This is a genomic window from Variovorax raffinosi (assembly GCF_051216615.1).
In the GTDB taxonomy this organism is placed as follows: domain Bacteria; phylum Pseudomonadota; class Gammaproteobacteria; order Burkholderiales; family Burkholderiaceae_C; genus Variovorax.
The window spans coordinates 161,155-177,369 of record NZ_JBPJZR010000009.1 but is presented as its reverse complement, the minus strand read 5'-3'; the positions used below and the strand labels follow the sequence as shown (position 1 = coordinate 177,369).

General features: G+C 64.2%; 18 protein-coding genes. 13 read left to right on the top strand and 5 right to left on the bottom strand.

What is annotated here, in order from left to right:
* Positions 1-23: 23 nt before the first annotated feature.
* Positions 24-677 (bottom strand): MarC family protein, encoded by a 654-nt coding sequence (locus ACSFB7_RS25185; protein WP_435475000.1) that lies wholly within the window; start codon positions 675-677, stop codon positions 24-26.
* 2 nt (positions 678-679) lie between these two features.
* On the bottom strand, positions 680-1,426 hold the full coding sequence (locus ACSFB7_RS25180; protein WP_435474998.1) for an SDR family oxidoreductase: 747 nt from the start codon (positions 1,424-1,426) through the stop codon (positions 680-682).
* Between the two features lie 73 nt (positions 1,427-1,499).
* Here ACSFB7_RS25180 and ACSFB7_RS25175 point away from each other — a divergent pair, with 73 nt between their 5' ends.
* On the top strand, positions 1,500-2,105 hold the full coding sequence (locus ACSFB7_RS25175; protein ID WP_435475211.1) for a 2-hydroxychromene-2-carboxylate isomerase: 606 nt from the start codon (positions 1,500-1,502) through the stop codon (positions 2,103-2,105).
* Positions 2,106-2,148: 43 nt separating this feature from the next.
* On the top strand, positions 2,149-2,832 hold the full coding sequence (locus tag ACSFB7_RS25170) for a dienelactone hydrolase family protein (RefSeq protein ID WP_435474996.1): 684 nt from the start codon (positions 2,149-2,151) through the stop codon (positions 2,830-2,832).
* A 49-nt stretch (positions 2,833-2,881) separates the two neighbouring features.
* On the opposite strand, the gene ACSFB7_RS25165 is transcribed toward ACSFB7_RS25170, so the two are convergent.
* Entirely contained in the window at positions 2,882-3,787 is a 906-nt protein-coding gene (locus ACSFB7_RS25165; RefSeq protein WP_435474994.1) for a LysR family transcriptional regulator, read from the bottom strand.
* A gap of 174 nt (positions 3,788-3,961) precedes the next feature.
* On the opposite strand from ACSFB7_RS25165, the gene ACSFB7_RS25160 reads away from it, so the two are divergent.
* Positions 3,962-4,288 carry an alpha/beta hydrolase gene (locus tag ACSFB7_RS25160; protein ID WP_435474992.1) on the top strand — a complete coding sequence of 109 codons (327 nt, stop codon included), beginning with the start codon at positions 3,962-3,964 and terminating at the stop codon, positions 4,286-4,288.
* A 221-nt stretch (positions 4,289-4,509) separates the two neighbouring features.
* Positions 4,510-4,878 carry a DUF4148 domain-containing protein gene (locus tag ACSFB7_RS25155; RefSeq protein WP_435474990.1) on the top strand — a complete coding sequence of 123 codons (369 nt, stop codon included), beginning with the start codon at positions 4,510-4,512 and terminating at the stop codon, positions 4,876-4,878.
* A gap of 92 nt (positions 4,879-4,970) precedes the next feature.
* On the opposite strand, the gene ACSFB7_RS25150 is transcribed toward ACSFB7_RS25155, so the two are convergent.
* Together ACSFB7_RS25150 and hemB are read right to left on the bottom strand one after the other, a co-directional pair.
* Complete coding sequence (locus ACSFB7_RS25150; protein WP_435474988.1) at positions 4,971-6,125, bottom strand: magnesium transporter CorA family protein; 1,155 nt, start codon at positions 6,123-6,125, stop codon at positions 4,971-4,973.
* A 71-nt stretch (positions 6,126-6,196) separates the two neighbouring features.
* Positions 6,197-7,186 carry a porphobilinogen synthase gene (hemB, locus tag ACSFB7_RS25145; protein WP_435474986.1) on the bottom strand — a complete coding sequence of 330 codons (990 nt, stop codon included), beginning with the start codon at positions 7,184-7,186 and terminating at the stop codon, positions 6,197-6,199.
* Between the two features lie 367 nt (positions 7,187-7,553).
* Between hemB and ACSFB7_RS25140 the strand changes: the two genes are divergently transcribed.
* The 9 genes from ACSFB7_RS25140 (at position 7,554) to tuf (ending at position 16,203) form a co-directional block, all read left to right on the top strand.
* Entirely contained in the window at positions 7,554-7,982 is a 429-nt protein-coding gene (locus tag ACSFB7_RS25140; protein WP_435474984.1) for a CopD family protein, read from the top strand.
* A gap of 14 nt (positions 7,983-7,996) precedes the next feature.
* Positions 7,997-9,124, top strand: a complete 1,128-nt coding sequence (locus ACSFB7_RS25135; RefSeq protein WP_435474982.1) for a VanZ family protein — start codon at positions 7,997-7,999, stop codon at positions 9,122-9,124.
* Positions 9,125-9,148: 24 nt separating this feature from the next.
* Positions 9,149-9,502, top strand: a complete 354-nt coding sequence (locus tag ACSFB7_RS25130) for a (2Fe-2S) ferredoxin domain-containing protein (RefSeq protein ID WP_435474981.1) — start codon at positions 9,149-9,151, stop codon at positions 9,500-9,502.
* 73 nt (positions 9,503-9,575) lie between these two features.
* On the top strand, positions 9,576-10,208 hold the full coding sequence (locus tag ACSFB7_RS25125; RefSeq protein WP_435475210.1) for an alpha/beta hydrolase: 633 nt from the start codon (positions 9,576-9,578) through the stop codon (positions 10,206-10,208).
* A 40-nt stretch (positions 10,209-10,248) separates the two neighbouring features.
* Positions 10,249-11,418 carry a D-alanyl-D-alanine carboxypeptidase family protein gene (locus ACSFB7_RS25120; protein ID WP_435474979.1) on the top strand — a complete coding sequence of 390 codons (1,170 nt, stop codon included), beginning with the start codon at positions 10,249-10,251 and terminating at the stop codon, positions 11,416-11,418.
* 196 nt (positions 11,419-11,614) lie between these two features.
* Complete coding sequence (gene rpsL / locus ACSFB7_RS25115; RefSeq protein WP_013543948.1) at positions 11,615-11,992, top strand: 30S ribosomal protein S12; 378 nt, start codon at positions 11,615-11,617, stop codon at positions 11,990-11,992.
* A 150-nt stretch (positions 11,993-12,142) separates the two neighbouring features.
* Entirely contained in the window at positions 12,143-12,616 is a 474-nt protein-coding gene (gene rpsG / locus ACSFB7_RS25110; protein ID WP_101491328.1) for a 30S ribosomal protein S7, read from the top strand.
* A 96-nt stretch (positions 12,617-12,712) separates the two neighbouring features.
* Positions 12,713-14,812, top strand: coding sequence for an elongation factor G (gene fusA / locus ACSFB7_RS25105; RefSeq protein ID WP_435474978.1), 2,100 nt, complete (start codon positions 12,713-12,715; stop codon positions 14,810-14,812).
* Between the two features lie 197 nt (positions 14,813-15,009).
* Positions 15,010-16,203 (top strand): elongation factor Tu, encoded by a 1,194-nt coding sequence (gene tuf, locus ACSFB7_RS25100; RefSeq protein WP_013539103.1) that lies wholly within the window; start codon positions 15,010-15,012, stop codon positions 16,201-16,203.
* Positions 16,204-16,215 lie beyond the last annotated feature (12 nt).

The following is a 16,215-nucleotide window of genomic DNA, read 5'->3' as shown; positions in this document are numbered from 1 at the left end:
GCCAAACCAGCCGGCCGATCGGCTCAGCCAAGCTTCGACAGGATCGGGAACAGCTTGCCCAGCCCGTCGGCCATCACCTCGACCGCGAGCGCCGCAAGGATCAAGCCCATCAGCCGCGTCATGATGTTGATGCCGGTCTTGCCGAGCACGCGCGCGATCGGTTGCGCGAGCGAAAACGCAAGGGCGGTGGCCAGCGCGACCACCACGCCGTAGCCGACCAGCACCGCGAGTTCCCACAGGTGCTGCGCCTTGTCGGCGTAGATCACCACCGTGGAAATCGCGGCCGGCCCGGTGAGCAGAGGAATCGTGAGCGGCACCACCGCGATGGAGGCGCCCATCGACGCCTTCACTTCGGTGGCGCGCAGTTCTTCGACGTTGGTCTTGCTCTCGGCCGGTTGCGCATTCAACATCGAGATCGAACTCATGAGCAGCAACAGGCCGCCGCCGACCTGGAAGCTCGCGATCGAGATGCCGAAGAAGGACAGCAGCTGCAGCCCGATCAGCGCGCTGACCGCAATGACGACGAAGGCGCTGAACGCCGACATGCGCACCGTGTGGCGGCGCTGCGCATCGGTGTAGCCCTGCGTGTAGTGGATGAAGAAGGGCACGATGGCCAACGGGTTGACGATGGCCACCAGCGTGACCAGCGGCTTGATCAGGTCCATCGAGGTGCTCATGGCTATCTGCCTCCGGTGACGTCGAGCAGGGCCATGGTGGTGTAGCTGGCCTCGGCCGAAAGCAGCCACAGGATGGCGCCCGCGATCTCGTCGGCGGTGCCGGCGCGCTTCATCGGTATCTGCGGGCCGAGTGCGGCGGCGCGGTCGGGCAGGCCGCCGGAGGCGTGGATGTCTGTGTCGATCACGCCGGGGCGCACCGCGTTCACGCGGATGCCTTCGTCGGCGACCTCTTTGGCCAGGCCGATGGTGAAGGTGTCGATGGCGCCCTTGCTGGCCGCGTAGTCGACGTACTGGCCGGGCGAGCCGATGCGTGCGGCGCCGCTGGAGATGTTGACGATGGCGCCACCCGCACCGCCGTGCCGGGTGCTCATGCGGCGCACGGCTTCGCGCGCGCAGACGAAGCTGCCGATCACGTTGATGCGGAACATGCGCTCCAGCCGCGCCACGCTCATTTCGTCGACGCGGGCCGTCGCGTCGACCACGCCCGCGTTGTTGACCAGCGCGGTGAGCCGGCCGAGCTTGGCGTCGACCTTCTCGAACATCGCGAGCACCTGCGCTTCGTCGCCCACGTCGGCCTGCACCGCGATGGCCGTACCGCCGCCGGCACGGATGGTGCGCACCACCTCGTCGGCGGCCAGCGAGTTGCTGGCGTAGTTGACGGCCACCGCGTAGCCGCGCTTCGCCGCCAGCAGGGCGGTGGCAGCGCCGATGCCGCGTCCGCCACCTGTGATCAAGAGCACCTGGTCCAAAACCTACCTCCTGCAGAGAAACTGCGTGTCAGTTAAAACCGTCGGCTTGGATTACATCATCGAGGGCCAGCGCATGAGCATCAGCAAGACCATTGACTATTACTTTGCGCCCCAGAGCCCTTGGACCTATCTGGGTCATACCCGGTTTGAGGCGATCGCCGCGGCGGCGGGCGCCACGGTGCGCGTGCGGCCCATCGACATGGGCAGCGTGTTCCCGGTGTCCGGCGGGCTGCCGCTGGGCAAGCGGGCGCCGCAGCGCCAGGCCTACCGGCTGGTCGATCTGGCGCGCTTCTCCCGCCATCTCGGGCTGCCGCTGAACCCCAAGCCGAAGTTCTTTCCGGTAGCGAGCGACGACGCGGCCCGGCTGATCATCGCGGTCGACATCAACGACGGAACCGAAGCGGCCATGCGTGTGAGCGCGGCGGTGTTCGCGGCGGTCTGGGTGCAGGAGCGGAACATCGGCGATCCGAATCTGCTCGAAGCGCTGGTCGTGGAATGCGGCCTGCCGGCCAAGCGTGCCGAGCAGTCGCAGAGCCAGGCGGTGCAGGAGCGCTACGAGGCCTACACGCAGGAGGCCATCGACATCCAGGTGTTCGGCGCGCCGAGCTATGTGATCGACGGCGAGATTTTCTGGGGGCAGGACCGTCTCGACTTCGTCGAGCGTGCGCTGCGCCCGTAACCCGGCATTCAATTATTTATTTGCCATCAAGGAGCAACAGGACATGGGTCAATTCATCGATCTCACCGCCAAGGACGGTTTCAGCTTTCCCGCCTATGTGGCGGAACCTGCAGGCAAGCCGCGCGGCGCGGTGGTCGTGGTGCAGGAAATCTTCGGCGTGAACTCGCACATCCGCGCGGTGGCCGACGGCTACGCGGCCGACGGTTATCTGGCGGTGGCGCCGGCGACCTTTCATCGCGTGCAGCAGGGCGTCGATCTGGGCTACACCGACGAGGACATGAAGAACGGCTTCGGCCTGAAGACCGCGGTCGAGGCGCTGCCCGCGCCCGGCGTGCTGCAGGACATCGAGGCATCGATTGCCTACGCATCGAAGGCCGGCAAGGTCGGCATCGTCGGCTATTGCTGGGGCGGTTTGCTGGTCTGGCGCGCGGCGAGCCTGCTGCCCGGCCTGGCCGCGGCGGCGCCGTACTACGGCGGCGGCATGACCACGCCGGAAGAAACTGCGCGTCAGCCCAAGGTGCCGGTGCTCGCGCACTTCGGCAACCAGGATCACTGGATTCCGCTGGACACCATCGAGACCTTCAAGAAGGCGCATCCCGAGGTGGAAGTGCATGTGTATCCCGTGGGGCACGGCTTCAATTGCGACCAGCGCGGTTCGTACAACGCGGAAGCCGCCAAGCTGGCCCGTGAACGCACGTTGGCGTTCTTTGCCAAGCACGTCGGCTGATCTCACTGATCCGCAAACACGAAGCCCGGCCAGTGCCGGGCTTTTTCATTTACGGCTTGCGCGCGGCTGTGCCGTTGCCCACGCGGGTCTGCAGGAAGTCGAGCAGCGCGCGCAACGCCGCGCTGTTGTGGCGCCGCTGCAGGTACGCGGCCGACAGCCACATGTCCTTGCGCGCGTAGTCCTGCAGCACCGGCACCAGTTCGCCCTGGTCGATGTGCGATTGCACGAGCAGCGAGGGCAGGTAGATCACGCCGAAGCCGTGCATGGCAACCCGGATCAGCGGCGCGCCCTCGGTGCAGTCCATGCGGCTCTTGACCGGCACGTCGAGCGGCTGGCCGCCATCGTCGAAACGCCACACCGGTTGTGCGCCCAGCAGCGAATGCGTGAGCGCCTCGTGCCCCGTCAGGTCGCGCGGATGCTCGGGCTTGCCGTGCTTTTTCCAGTAGATCGGCGAGGCGCAGACCACCATGCTCATGGGGCGCAGCTTGCGCACGATCAGGTTGGCGTCTTCGACCGGGCCGCTGCGGATGTCGACGTCGATGCCTTCTTCCGCCAGGTCGACGGTGCGATTGGTCAGCTGCAGGCTGATGCTCACGTCGGGGTAGTAGCGCATGAAGTCGGCCAGCAGGTTGGGAAACTCGCCGTTGCCCATGCCGTGCGGGGCCGAAATGCGCAGCCGGCCGCCGGGCTGGCTGGCGCGCTCCTGCAGGGCGGCCTGCGTGAGCTCCACCATCTCGAGCACGGGCGTGCTGCGCTCGAGCAGCAACTGTCCGGCGTCGGTGAGGCTCACGGAGCGCGTGGAGCGGTTGAGAAGGCGCACGCCGAAGCGGGTTTCGAGCTCGGCCACATACTTGCTGACCGTGGCCTTCGACATGTCGAGTTTCTTGGCCGCCTGGGAAAAGCTGCCGTGGGAGGCGACTTCCCGGAAGGTTCTGATCAGATCGAGACTGTCCATGTCAAAGAGCCCATTGTTTCCGTTTTGGGAACGCGATGGTTCGATTCTCCCGGGTTTTTCCTAGCGGGATTGGGCGACACTTCGGTTACAGGCCCGCCGTTTCAGCCAGCCTGCATCGATCCTGCGGCTTTGCCCCGCGTTCGAAGGCCCGCTGAAACACCGGAAGGAACAGACATGAAGACCTCGAAGACCATTGCCGTTGTCGCCCTGTCGATGCTGGCCGTCGCGGGCGTTCATGCCGAAGGTTACGAGACCGTGCAGCCGCTCAAGGCGGCCACCAGCCGCACCGAGGTGGCGAGTAAGGCCGCGGCGGCGGCGCGCGACGGGAACGTCTATGGCGACGTGGTCGAGGCACCGGCGGTCTCGCGGCCCGGTTTGCGCGATCGGGCTTCGGTGCGGGCGGAGGCGGTGGCTACTGCGCATGCGCCGAACCAGAACCTGGACCGCCGCGCCTTTGCCAACAGCGAGGTTCCGCCGCAGTTCCGAACGGCACGACCGTAAGCTGAAAAGGCGTTGTTTTCCATGGGCCGGGCCGATGCGAATCGGCCCGGCTTTTTATTGCTTGCATGCCTTGATGTCAGCATTGTTTCAATAGAGGAAACACGGTGTCTCTGAACCGAGCGTTCTGGCTGTGCGATTCGCCCGGAAACTCGCGGCACAGGCAAGCGAACGTGCAAGCCTGGTGGAAAAACCATCCGACGAACACATTAGGAGAAATGACCATGAAGACCTCGCAAATCCTCGCCGCTGCCGCCCTGACCCTGCTTGCCGCCACCGGCGCTCAAGCTGAAACGTACCAAGGCGTGAACACCGCCGTCTCGACCAAGAGCCGCGACGAAGTCAACGCCGAAGCCGTGCGCGCCGCATCGGCTCCGAACCAGAACGTGACCCGCGGTTCGCGCGGCCCGGAAACGGTCGCCGTGTCGCAAGACCGCGCCATCGTTGCAGCCGAAGCCGTTCGCACTGCATACGCTCCTGACCAGAACGTGAGCTCGGGCTCGCGCGTCAACAGCAAGGTCATCTCGACGATGGCCAACCCGGCTGACGCACGTGTCCAGGCCCAACAAGGTTCGGGCGCCGTCGCCAAGTAATTGAAGCCGCCCTTCGGGGCAGCCGAAATGCAAAAAGGGCCACGCGAAAGCGTGGCCCTTTTTCTTTGGGCGCGGCGAATCGGTGCGGTGCGTCAGCGCGTGCGCGCGAGATAGCGCTTGCGCCAGAAGATCAGAACCAGCGTCACCGCGATGACCAGCATCGACGTCATCGCGATCCAGAAGCCGTCGGCCTTGTGCACCAGCGGGATGAACTCGAAGTTCATGCCGAAGATGCCCGCGATGAGATTGAGCGGCAGGAACACGGCGGTCAGTACCGTCAGCACCCGCATGATGTCGTTGGCGCGGTGGCCCTGCACGCTGAAGTGCATCTGCACCGCCGTCTCGGCGTTCTGCTCCAGCCGGTGCACGTGGTGCACCACGCGCTCGATGTGCTCGAGCACATCGCGGCTGCGGATCATGATCAGCTCGCGTTCGCGCAGCTCCGCATCGCCCTTGGGCACCGGCAGGGTTTCGAGCGAGTCGATCCAGTCCTGCATGGCGGCGCGCTGGTCCTCGCAGATCTCGTCCAGGTGATGCAGCGACTGGCGCGCCTCCATCAGCGCGCCCCAGTTGGTGAATCGGCTGCGCGGGTCGATCAGCTCGGTCTGCCAGTGGTCGAGCTGCTTGGTGAGCTCGCGCCGCAGGTCGAGATAGCCGTCGACGATCTGGTTGATGACCCGCAGCATCAGGTCGGACGGGCTGGTCGGCAGGCGGGCCGAGGTGGCGCGCACGTCGAGCGCCGGTGCGCCGCGATCGTCGGGCGAGGCGGCAGCCAGCAGCCGTGTGGCGAAGGCGTCGCGCACGGCGCCGTCTTCGGGGTGCACCGACAGCAGCACGCGGTCGAACACCGCGAAGCCGACCGGGCGGGTGTCGACGCGGCGCAGTACGGGCGGGCCGCTGCGGGGCTGCGGTGGTTTGGATGCCGGGGCCGTTTCGTTGCCATTGCCCGTCGGTGTCTGCCCCTGGGCGGTCGCGAGGCGCCGGAACACCAGCACGTCGTACTGCGAGGTGTAGTCGTAGTGCGAAGGCAACTGGTCATTGAGCAGGTCGGCCACGTGCAGGTCGACCAGCTGGGTCAGGCAGAGCGTCTGCAGGATCTGCTGGACCTCGGGCAGCGAGGTGCGAAATTCCTCGCGTGTGAGCGAGATCCAGAGGTAGCCGCCGGCACCGCATGCGCCTGGCACGGTCAGCGGCGCCAGCGCCTGATGCTCGCTGACCTGCGATCGGCTGATTTCGAAGATGCGCATGACGTCGCCCCCGTTTGATTCTTCTTGTGCGCCAGAACAGTCGGAAACGACCGTCCGACGGGCGCATGATGCTACTGTTTTTGCAGCAGCCGTGCGGCGTCGAGCGCGAAGTAGGTGAGCACGCCATCGGCGCCGGCGCGCTTGAAGGCCAGCAGGCTTTCGAGCACCACGGCGTCGTGGTCGAGCCAGCCGTTCTGGGCGGCGGCCTTGAGCATCGCGTACTCGCCGCTCACTTGGTAGGCGAAGGTTGGCACATGGAACTCGTCCTTCACGCGGCGCACGATGTCCAGGTAGGGCATGCCGGGCTTGACCATCACCATGTCGGCGCCTTCGGCGATGTCCAGCGCGACTTCGCGCAGGGCCTCGTCGCTGTTGCCGGGGTCCATCTGGTAGACCTTCTTGTTGGCCTTGCCCAGCGTCGAGGCCGAGCCCACGGCGTCGCGGAAGGGGCCGTAGAAGGCGCTGGCGTACTTGGCGCTGTAGGCCATGATGAGCGTATGGATGTCGCCGCGCGCTTCCAGCGCGGTGCGGATGGCGCCGATGCGGCCGTCCATCATGTCGCTGGGCGCCACGATGTCCACGCCGGCTTGCGACTGCGCGAGTGCCTGCTTCACCAGCACTTCGACGGTCGGCTCGTTGAGGATGTAGCCGGTGTCGTCGAGCAGGCCGTCCTGGCCGTGGCTGGTGTAGGGGTCGAGCGCAACATCCGTCATCACGCCCAGTTCGGGAAAGCGCGCCTTGAGCGCGGCCACCACGCGGGGAATCAGGCCTTCGGGGTTGAAGGCTTCGTCGCCGGAGGGCGTCTTGAGGCTGGCGTCGATCACGGGAAACAACGCCATCACCGGGATGCCGGCCGCCACGCATTGCTCTGCCACGGGCAGCAGCAGGTCGAGGCTGAGGCGGTCCACGCCGGGCATTGACGGCACGGCATCGCGCCGTTTCTCGCCTTCCTGCACAAACACCGGGTAGATGAGGTCATTGGCCGTCAACGCGTGTTCTCGCACCAGGTTGCGGGTGAAGGCATTGCGACGCAGTCGCCGCGGCCGGTTGGCGGGGAACATGGCCTGGGGGGAAAGTGATGACGTCATATACCTAAAATTGTGCCTGAAGCAACATTTCGCAGTACTGCGCTCCGTGAGTCAGGTTGTCTGACAACTACGGAAAATAGTAGAACAAAAGAGTTAACTTTTTTACTTTAAATGTCAAAGAAAGTGCTTCAGTCGCTTGAAACCTTGTTTCGTCTTTGTTAAATTCTGAAGCGGGCGGCTTGCCGCTCCCCGCTTTTCCTCCCTGAGCGGGTGCCTTGATGTGTGACAGCAAAAGGGCTTCCCAGCCCGACGTGAAGACGTCGGGCTTTTTTTTGTCCGAAGCCTTTCCGGACCGCCTCAAGTCAGGGGCGCCGGCATGGTGCGCTACTAAACTGCCGCCATGCTTTGGGTCAAATCTCTACACATTGTTTTCATTGCAAGCTGGTTCGCGGGGTTGTTCTACCTCCCACGGATTTTTGTCAATCTTGCGATGGTTCCGCCCGAGTCGGTTGCCGAACGCGAGCGTCTGCTGCTGATGGCGCGCAAGCTGATGCGGTTCACGACCTTCCTTGCAATTCCGGCACTGGGATTCGGCCTGTGGCTCTGGCTGGGCTATGGCATCGGGCGCGGACCGGGCAACGGATGGATGCATGCCAAGCTGGCGCTGGTGCTGGTGGCCATCGGCTATCACCATGGCTGCGGCGTGCTGCTGCGCCGCTTCGTGGCAGGCGGCAACCGGCGCAGCGACCGCTGGTACCGCTGGTTCAACGAACTGCCCGTGCTGTTGCTGCTGGGCATCGTGATCCTGGTGGTCGTCAAGCCGTTCTGAACCCGGTGCACACGGTGGAGAGGTCGCACAAGTCCGCCGCGCTCCCCCTGGCGCTTGCCTATGCGGCGCTGATCGTCTACGCCAGCCTCTATCCCTTTGCCGACTGGCGCGACCAGGGCATTGCGCCCTGGGCCTATCTGTCGGCGCCATGGCCGAAGTACTGGACGGGCTTCGACCTGGCGATCAATGTCGTGGGCTACGTGCCCTTCGGCTTCCTGTGCGCCCTGACAGTGCTGCGCACCCGCCGCAGCGCCAGCGTGTGGCGCGCGGTGCTGCGCGCCACGGTGGCCGGCGCAGCGATCGCCTTTGCGATGGAGACGCTGCAGAGCTACCTGCCTGTCCGCATTCCGTCCAATGTCGACCTGGGGCTCAACACGGTGGGCACGCTCGTCGGCGCGGTGTTGGCCGCGGCGCTGGAGCGGCTGGGTGCCGTCGCGCACTGGAGCCGTGCGCGTTCGCAGTGGTTCGTTGAAGACGCACGCGGCGCGCTGGTGCTGCTCGCGCTCTGGCCTTTTGCGCTGCTTTTTCCGGCCGCCGTCACTTTCGGGCTGGGGCAGGTGTTCGAGCGGCTCGAGGTCGCGATCTCCGAGTGGCTGCTCGACACGCCTTTCATCGACTGGTTGCCGCTGCGGCAGTTCGAGCTCGAGCCGCTGGTGCCGGCGGTGGAGTTGTTGTGCGTGATGCTTGGGGCGCTGGTGCCGTGCCTGCTGGGCTATCTGGTGGCGCGCTCGGTCGTCCAGCGCGCCATTCTGCTGCCGCTGACCTTGCTGGCCGGCATCGCGGCCTCGGCGCTGTCGGCTGCATTGAGCTATGGGCCCTCGCATGCGTGGGCGTGGATGGACCTGCCTGTTCAGGTCGGCATGGCGGCGGCGCTCTTTGCCGGCGTGCTGCTGCTGTTCGCGCCGCGCCGCCTGTGCGCCGCCTTGTTGCTGGTGGGGCTCGTGCTCCAGTTGAGCCTGTTGAACCAGGCGCCCGAGAGCGCGTACTTCGCGCAGACATTGGCCACGTGGGAGCAGGGGCGCTTCATTCGCTTTCACGGGCTGGCGCAGTGGCTGGGGTGGGCCTGGCCGTTCGCGGTGCTGGCCTATGTGGTGGCTGCCCTGTCGCGCCGGGGGCGGCCCGGTGCCGTCACGACGGCCTGAGGGGCCGGTCACTAAAATCGGCCGATGTCCAGTCCCACCTCTGCCGTGCCGTCCGGTTACTACGGCCGCCATATCTTCTTTTGTCTCAACGAGCGCAAGAACGGCGAAGACTCCTGTGCCCTGCACAACGCGCAGGAAGGTTTCGATCGCTGCAAGGCGAAGGTCAAGGAGGCGGGTCTTGCCGGGCCCGGCAAAGTGCGCGTGAACAAGGCCGGTTGCCTCGACCGCTGCGCGGGTGGGCCGGTGGCGGTGGTGTATCCCGAAGCCGTCTGGTACACCTTCGTGGATGCCGACGACATCGACGAGATCGTCGAATCGCACCTGAAGAACGGGCAGGTCGTCGAGCGGCTCTTGCTGCCTGCCGACGTCGGCCGCTGAACTTTCCCGAAGACCCCGTGCTCGTACCGTGCACGACGCCGGCCCGGCCGGCGGCCACTACACCGACAGTGCCATGAACTCCCAGACCGAAAAGATCAGCCTCCAGGGCGCCGCCGGCGTGATCGAGGTGCAGCGCGATCAACCGGCCGACGCTTCGCGCGGCATCGCGGTCATCGCCCATCCCCATCCGCTGTTCGGCGGCACGATGGACAACAAGGTCGTGCAGACACTGGCACGTGCCTTTGTCGCCAGCGGCTGGACCTCGGTGCGCTTCAACTTCCGCGGCGTGGGTGCCAGTGAAGGCGTGCACGACGAAGGGCGTGGCGAGCTGGAAGACATGCTCAACGTCATCGGCCAACTCGCCCCCGAAGGTCCGCTGGCGATCGCCGGCTTTTCCTTCGGTGCTTTCGTCGCCAGTGGCGCTGTCGCAAAGCTCTGGGCCGAGCGTGACCTGCGGCAGATCGTGCTGGTGGGGACCGCCGCCGCGCGCAACACCGTCGCCACGCTGCCCGTCGAGGCGCACGAGCGGGCGCTGGTGGTCCATGGCGAAGCCGACGACACCGTGCCGCTGTCCGCGGTGATGGACTGGGCGCGGCCGCAGTCACTTCCTGTCACAGTCGTCCCCGGGGGCGGCCATTTCTTTCACGGACAATTGCCGCTGCTCAAAAGTCTGGTAGTCCGCCATCTGCGCGCGGGCAGTGCCTGACGGCCTTTCGGCCTTGTTTCCGTCTCTTTCCACACTCCCCATGAATCGTTTTCTGGGCGCGCTCCGCGCGCTGGTCTTTGCCGCCATTGCATCCGTCAGTTTGATCGCCGCCGCCCAGATGCCGGCGCCGCCCGAAGTTGCCGCGCGCAGCTACCTGCTGCTCGACGTGACCGCCAACCAGATCCTGGCGCAGAAGGACATCGACAGCCCGGTCGAGCCGGCCTCGCTGACCAAGCTGATGTCGGCGTACGTGGTGTTCGACGCACTGCGCGCAAAGAAGATCACGCTCACCCAGACCTTTCCTGTCAGCCCGCGCGCCTGGAAGATGCCCGGCTCGCGCATGTTCATCGACCCCAAGATGCAGGTGCCGGTCGAAGACCTCATCAAGGGCCTGATCGTGCAGTCGGGCAACGACGCCACGGTGGCGCTGGCCGAAGGCGTGGGCGGCACGGTGGAGCATTTCGTCGAACTCATGAACGCCCAGGCCAAGGCGCTGGGCATGAAGAACACGAGCTACAAGAACCCCGAAGGCCTGACGACACCCGGCCACACGACCACGGCGCGCGACCTGAGCATCCTTGCGACGCGCCTGGTGCGCGATTTCCCCGAGGAAGCCAAGTACTACGCGATCAAGAAGTACCGCTACCCCGGCACGCCGTCGACCAACGACACCAACCGCAACCTGCTGCTGTTCCGCGACCCGACCGTCGACGGCCTGAAGACCGGCCATACCGAAGCGGCCGGCTACTGCATGATTGCGACCGCCAGGCGCGACTTCCCCAACCTGACTGGCGGCCGCCGCCTGCTGTCGATCGTGCTGGGTGCTTCGAGCGAGACGGCGCGCGCCAACGAATCACAAAAGCTGCTGAACTGGGGCTACACGGCGTACGACGCCGTCCGCCTGTTCGACGCTGGTCAGCCGGCCGCCACTCCGGCCGTCTGGAAGGGCAAGGCCAACATCCTGAAGCTGGGCCGTCCGGAAGCCATCGTGGTCGCGGTGCCCGCCGGCAGCGCCAGCAAGATCAAGACGCAGGTGTCGCGCCCCGATCCGCTGGTGGCGCCGTTCACCAAGTACCAGCCCGTGGGCTCGCTCAAGGTCACCCTGGACGACCAGCCGTTGGCCGACGTGCCGCTGGTCGCGCTGGAGGCGGTCGAGCAGGCAGGTGTCTTCGGCCGCGCCTGGGACGCCGTGCGCCTCTGGATCAAGTAAGGCTGCAGGGCGGCTGAGGCTGCCCCGGCCCACGCCGGTTTCCGCAGACGTTGCCGTTTCAGGCTCATTTGCTATACTCGTGGGCTTTTCGGAATTTTCCGAAGGGTTTCACGTTTTCGTCATCTCCCGGTTTCCTTGCGTCACGACAAGGGCGGCTTCACAGTCAAAACCGGGCTGTTTTGGGACTTATTCATTCATGCCAACCATCAATCAACTGGTGCGTCAGGGTCGAACGGTCGAAAAGATCAATTCGAAGAGCCCTGCCATGCAGAACTCGCCGCAACGTCGCGGTGTCTGCACCCGCGTCTACACCACGACGCCTAAGAAGCCCAACTCGGCGCTTCGTAAAGTTGCCAAGGTCCGTCTGACCAATGGCTTCGAAGTCATCTCCTACATCGGCGGCGAAGGCCACAACCTGCAGGAACACAGCGTCGTGCTGGTTCGCGGCGGTCGTGTCAAGGACTTGCCCGGTGTTCGCTACCACATCGTGCGCGGTTCGCTCGACTTGCAAGGCGTGAAAGACCGCAAGCAGTCGCGTTCCAAGTACGGCGCAAAGCGTCCCAAGAAGGCTTAAGCCTTCCTGTCGTCAGAAAACAAACGGTGTTCGATGGCCTTGGCGGGCTTGTCGAGCGAAGTGACCCAATGTCGGGTCGAGTAAGTGAGAGTTCCAGCTGGCTCTCGCGGTACCGGAAACGGTGCCAACTGAAGCAAAGAGGTTAAAAAAATGCCACGTCGTCGCGAAGTCCCCAAACGTGAAATCCTGCCGGATCCCAAGTACGGCAATGTCGAGCTGTCCAAATTCATGAACGTGATCATGGAAGGCGGCAAGAAGGCTGTTGCCGAACGCATCATTTACGGTGCGCTCGAATTCATCGAAAAGAAGAACCCGGACAAGGACCCTCTCGAAGCATTCACCGTTGCCATCAACAACGTGAAGCCGATGGTCGAAGTGAAGTCGCGCCGCGTTGGCGGTGCGAACTATCAAGTGCCGGTCGAAGTGCGCCCCGTCCGTCGCCTCGCCCTGTCGATGCGCTGGATCAAGGAAGCTGCCCGCAAGCGCGGTGAAAAGTCGATGGCCCTGCGTCTGGCCAACGAACTGATGGAAGCCACGGAAGGCCGTGGCGGTGCCATGAAGAAGCGCGATGAAGTGCACCGCATGGCAGAAGCCAACCGGGCGTTCAGCCACTTCCGCTTCTAAAAATCAAACTTCGCTTGGGCGTTGGGTGTCGAGTGTCGGGCGTTGTGCCCGTACTCGGGGCCCAGCGCTCAACGCATTTCAACCCGAAAGTAAATCATGTCCCGCAAGACCCCCATCGAGCGCTACCGCAACATCGGCATCTCCGCGCACATCGACGCTGGCAAGACCACGACGACCGAACGTATCCTGTTCTACACCGGTGTGAACCACAAGATCGGTGAAGTGCACGACGGTGCCGCCACGATGGACTGGATGGAGCAAGAGCAAGAGCGCGGCATCACGATCACCTCGGCTGCCACCACCTGCTTCTGGAAGGGCATGGCTGGCAAGTTCGAAGAACACCGCATCAACATCATCGACACCCCCGGCCACGTGGACTTCACCATTGAAGTCGAGCGCTCGATGCGCGTGCTGGACGGTGCTGTCATGGTGTACGACGCCGTCGGCGGCGTGCAGCCCCAGTCGGAAACCGTCTGGCGCCAAGCCAACAAGTACAAGGTTCCGCGCCTCGCGTTCGTCAACAAGATGGACCGCACCGGCGCCGACTTCCTGCGCGTGCGCCAGATGATGGTGGACCGCCTGAAGGCCAACCCTGTCGTGATCCAGATCCCGATCGGTGCCGAAGAGCACTTCCAGGGCATCGTCGACCTCGTGAAAATGAAGTCGATCATCTGGGACGAAGACAAGGGCATCACGTTCACCTACGGCGAAATCCCGGCCAACCTGGCCGCCGTCTGCGCCGAATACCGCGAAAAGCTCGTCGAAGCCGCTGCCGAAGCGAGCGAAGAGCTGATGAACAAGTACCTCGAAGGCAATGAGCTGACCGAAGCCGAAATCAAGGCTGCGATCCGCCAACGCACCATCGCTGGCGAAATCCAGCCGATGCTGTGCGGTTCGGCCTTCAAGAACAAGGGCGTGCAAGCCATGCTCGACGCCGTCGTCGAATACATGCCCGCACCGACGGACATCCCGCCGGTCAAGGGCATGGACGAAGACGAAGTGCCGACGACCCGCAAGGCCGACGACAGCGAAAAGTTCTCCGCGCTCGCATTCAAGCTCATGACCGATCCGTTCGTCGGCCAGCTGACCTTCGTGCGCGTCTATTCCGGCGTGCTGACCAAGGGCGACAGCGTCTACAACCCGGTGCGTGGCAAGAAAGAGCGCATTGGCCGGATCGTGCAGATGCATGCGAACAACCGCGTCGAAGTGAGCGAAATTCGCGCTGGCGACATCGCTGCCTGTATCGGCCTGAAGGAAGTGACCACGGGCGAAACCCTGTGCGATCCCGCAGCCATCCTGACGCTCGAGCGCATGGTGTTCCCGGAATCGGTGATCTCGCAAGCTGTTGAGCCGAAGACCAAGGTCGACCAGGAAAAGATGGGCATCGCCCTGCAACGCCTGGCACAGGAAGACCCGTCGTTCCGCGTCAAGACCGACGAAGAATCGGGCCAGACCATCATCGCCGGCATGGGCGAGCTTCACCTCGAAATCATCGTGGACCGCATGAAGCGCGAGTTCGGCGTGGAAGCCAACGTGGGCAAGCCGCAAGTGGCTTACCGCGAAACGATCCGCAAGACCGTCGAAGATGCCGAAGGCAAGTTCGTTCGCCAGTCGGGCGGCAAGGGCCAGTACGGTCACGTCATCCTGAAGCTCGAGCCGCAAGAAGCTGGCAAGGGCTTCGAATTCGTCGACGCCATCAAGGGCGGTGTGGTTCCTCGCGAATACATCCCCGCAGTGGAAAAGGGCGTTGTTGAAGCGCTGACGCAGGGCGTGCTGGCGGGCTACCCCGTCGTCGACGTCAAGGTCACGCTGCACTTCGGCTCGTACCACGACGTGGACTCGAACGAAATGGCGTTCAAGATGGCCGCGATCTTCGGTTTCAAGGAAGGCGCCCGCAAGGCCAGCCCCGTGATCCTGGAGCCGATGATGGCCGTGGAAGTCGAAACGCCTGAAGACTACGCCGGCAACGTGATGGGCGACCTGTCCTCACGCCGCGGCATGGTGCAGGGCATGGAAGACATGATCGGTGGCGGCAAGGCCATCAAGGCCGAAGTGCCGCTGTCGGAAATGTTCGGCTACTCGACCACGCTGCGTTCGATGTCGCAAGGCCGTGCCACGTACACGATGGAGTTCAAGCACTACGCTGAAGCTCCGCGCAACGTTGCTGAAGCCATCGTGGCTGCTCGCGCTAAGTAATGTCTTTGCGGGACAGACCAAGATTTGCGCAGCAAATTTGCTCTGTCCCCAACTGATTGAAAAGAATGCAGGGTCGCGCAGTGCGCGGCCTTCGTTGTCTGCGATCCGGTGCCGCCACGTTCCCGTGCGAGGCGAACCAGCAATCGGGTGCAGACATAAAACCAATACACGGGACATGCTCTTTCAAGGATTGAAAAATGGCAAAAGGTAAATTCACCCGCACCAAGCCGCACGTGAACGTGGGCACGATCGGTCACGTTGACCACGGCAAGACCACGCTGACGGCTGCGATCGCAACCGTTCTGTCGGCCAAGTTCGGCGGCGAAGCCAAGGCTTACGACCAGATCGACGCAGCGCCTGAAGAAAAGGCCCGCGGCATCACGATCAACACCGCCCACGTCGAGTACGAAACGGCCAACCGCCACTACGCTCACGTTGACTGCCCCGGCCACGCTGACTATGTGAAGAACATGATCACCGGCGCCGCCCAGATGGACGGCGCGATCCTGGTGTGCTCGGCCGCTGACGGCCCGATGCCCCAGACGCGTGAACACATCCTGCTGGCTCGCCAGGTGGGTGTGGGTTACATCATCGTCTTCCTGAACAAGTGCGACATGGTCGACGACGCCGAGCTGCTCGAGCTGGTCGAAATGGAAGTGCGCGAGCTGCTCGACAAGTACGAGTTCCCTGGCGACGACACCCCCATCATCCACGGCTCGGCCAAGCTCGCCCTCGAAGGCGACAAGGGCAAGCTGGGCGAAGAAGCCATCATGAAGCTGGCCGAAGCGCTGGACACGTACATCCCGACGCCTGAGCGCGCCGTGGACGGCACGTTCCTGATGCCCGTCGAAGACGTGTTCTCGATCTCGGGTCGCGGCACTGTTGTGACCGGCGCCGTCGAGCGTGGCGTGATCAAGGTCGGTGAAGAAATCGAGATCGTCGGCATCCGCCCGACCGTCAAGACCACCTGCACCGGCGTGGAAATGTTCCGCAAGCTGCTGGACCAAGGTCAAGCTGGCGACAACGTCGGCGTGCTGCTGCGCGGCACCAAGCGCGAAGAAGTCGAGCGCGGCCAAGTGCTGTGCAAGCCCGGCTCGATCAAGCCGCACGTGCACTTCACCGCCGAGGTGTATGTGCTGTCCAAGGACGAAGGTGGCCGTCACACGCCGTTCTTCAACAACTACCGTCCGCAGTTCTACTTCCGCACGACGGACGTGACCGGCGCGATCGAGCTGCCCAAGGACAAGGAAATGGTCATGCCTGGCGACAACGTCAGCATCACCGTCAAGCTGATCAACCCGATCGCGATGGAAGAAGGCCTGCGCTTCGCCATCCGTGAAGGCGGCCGTACCGTGGGTTCGGGCGTCGTGGCCAAGATCCTCGACATCTAAGCCGGACGCAAA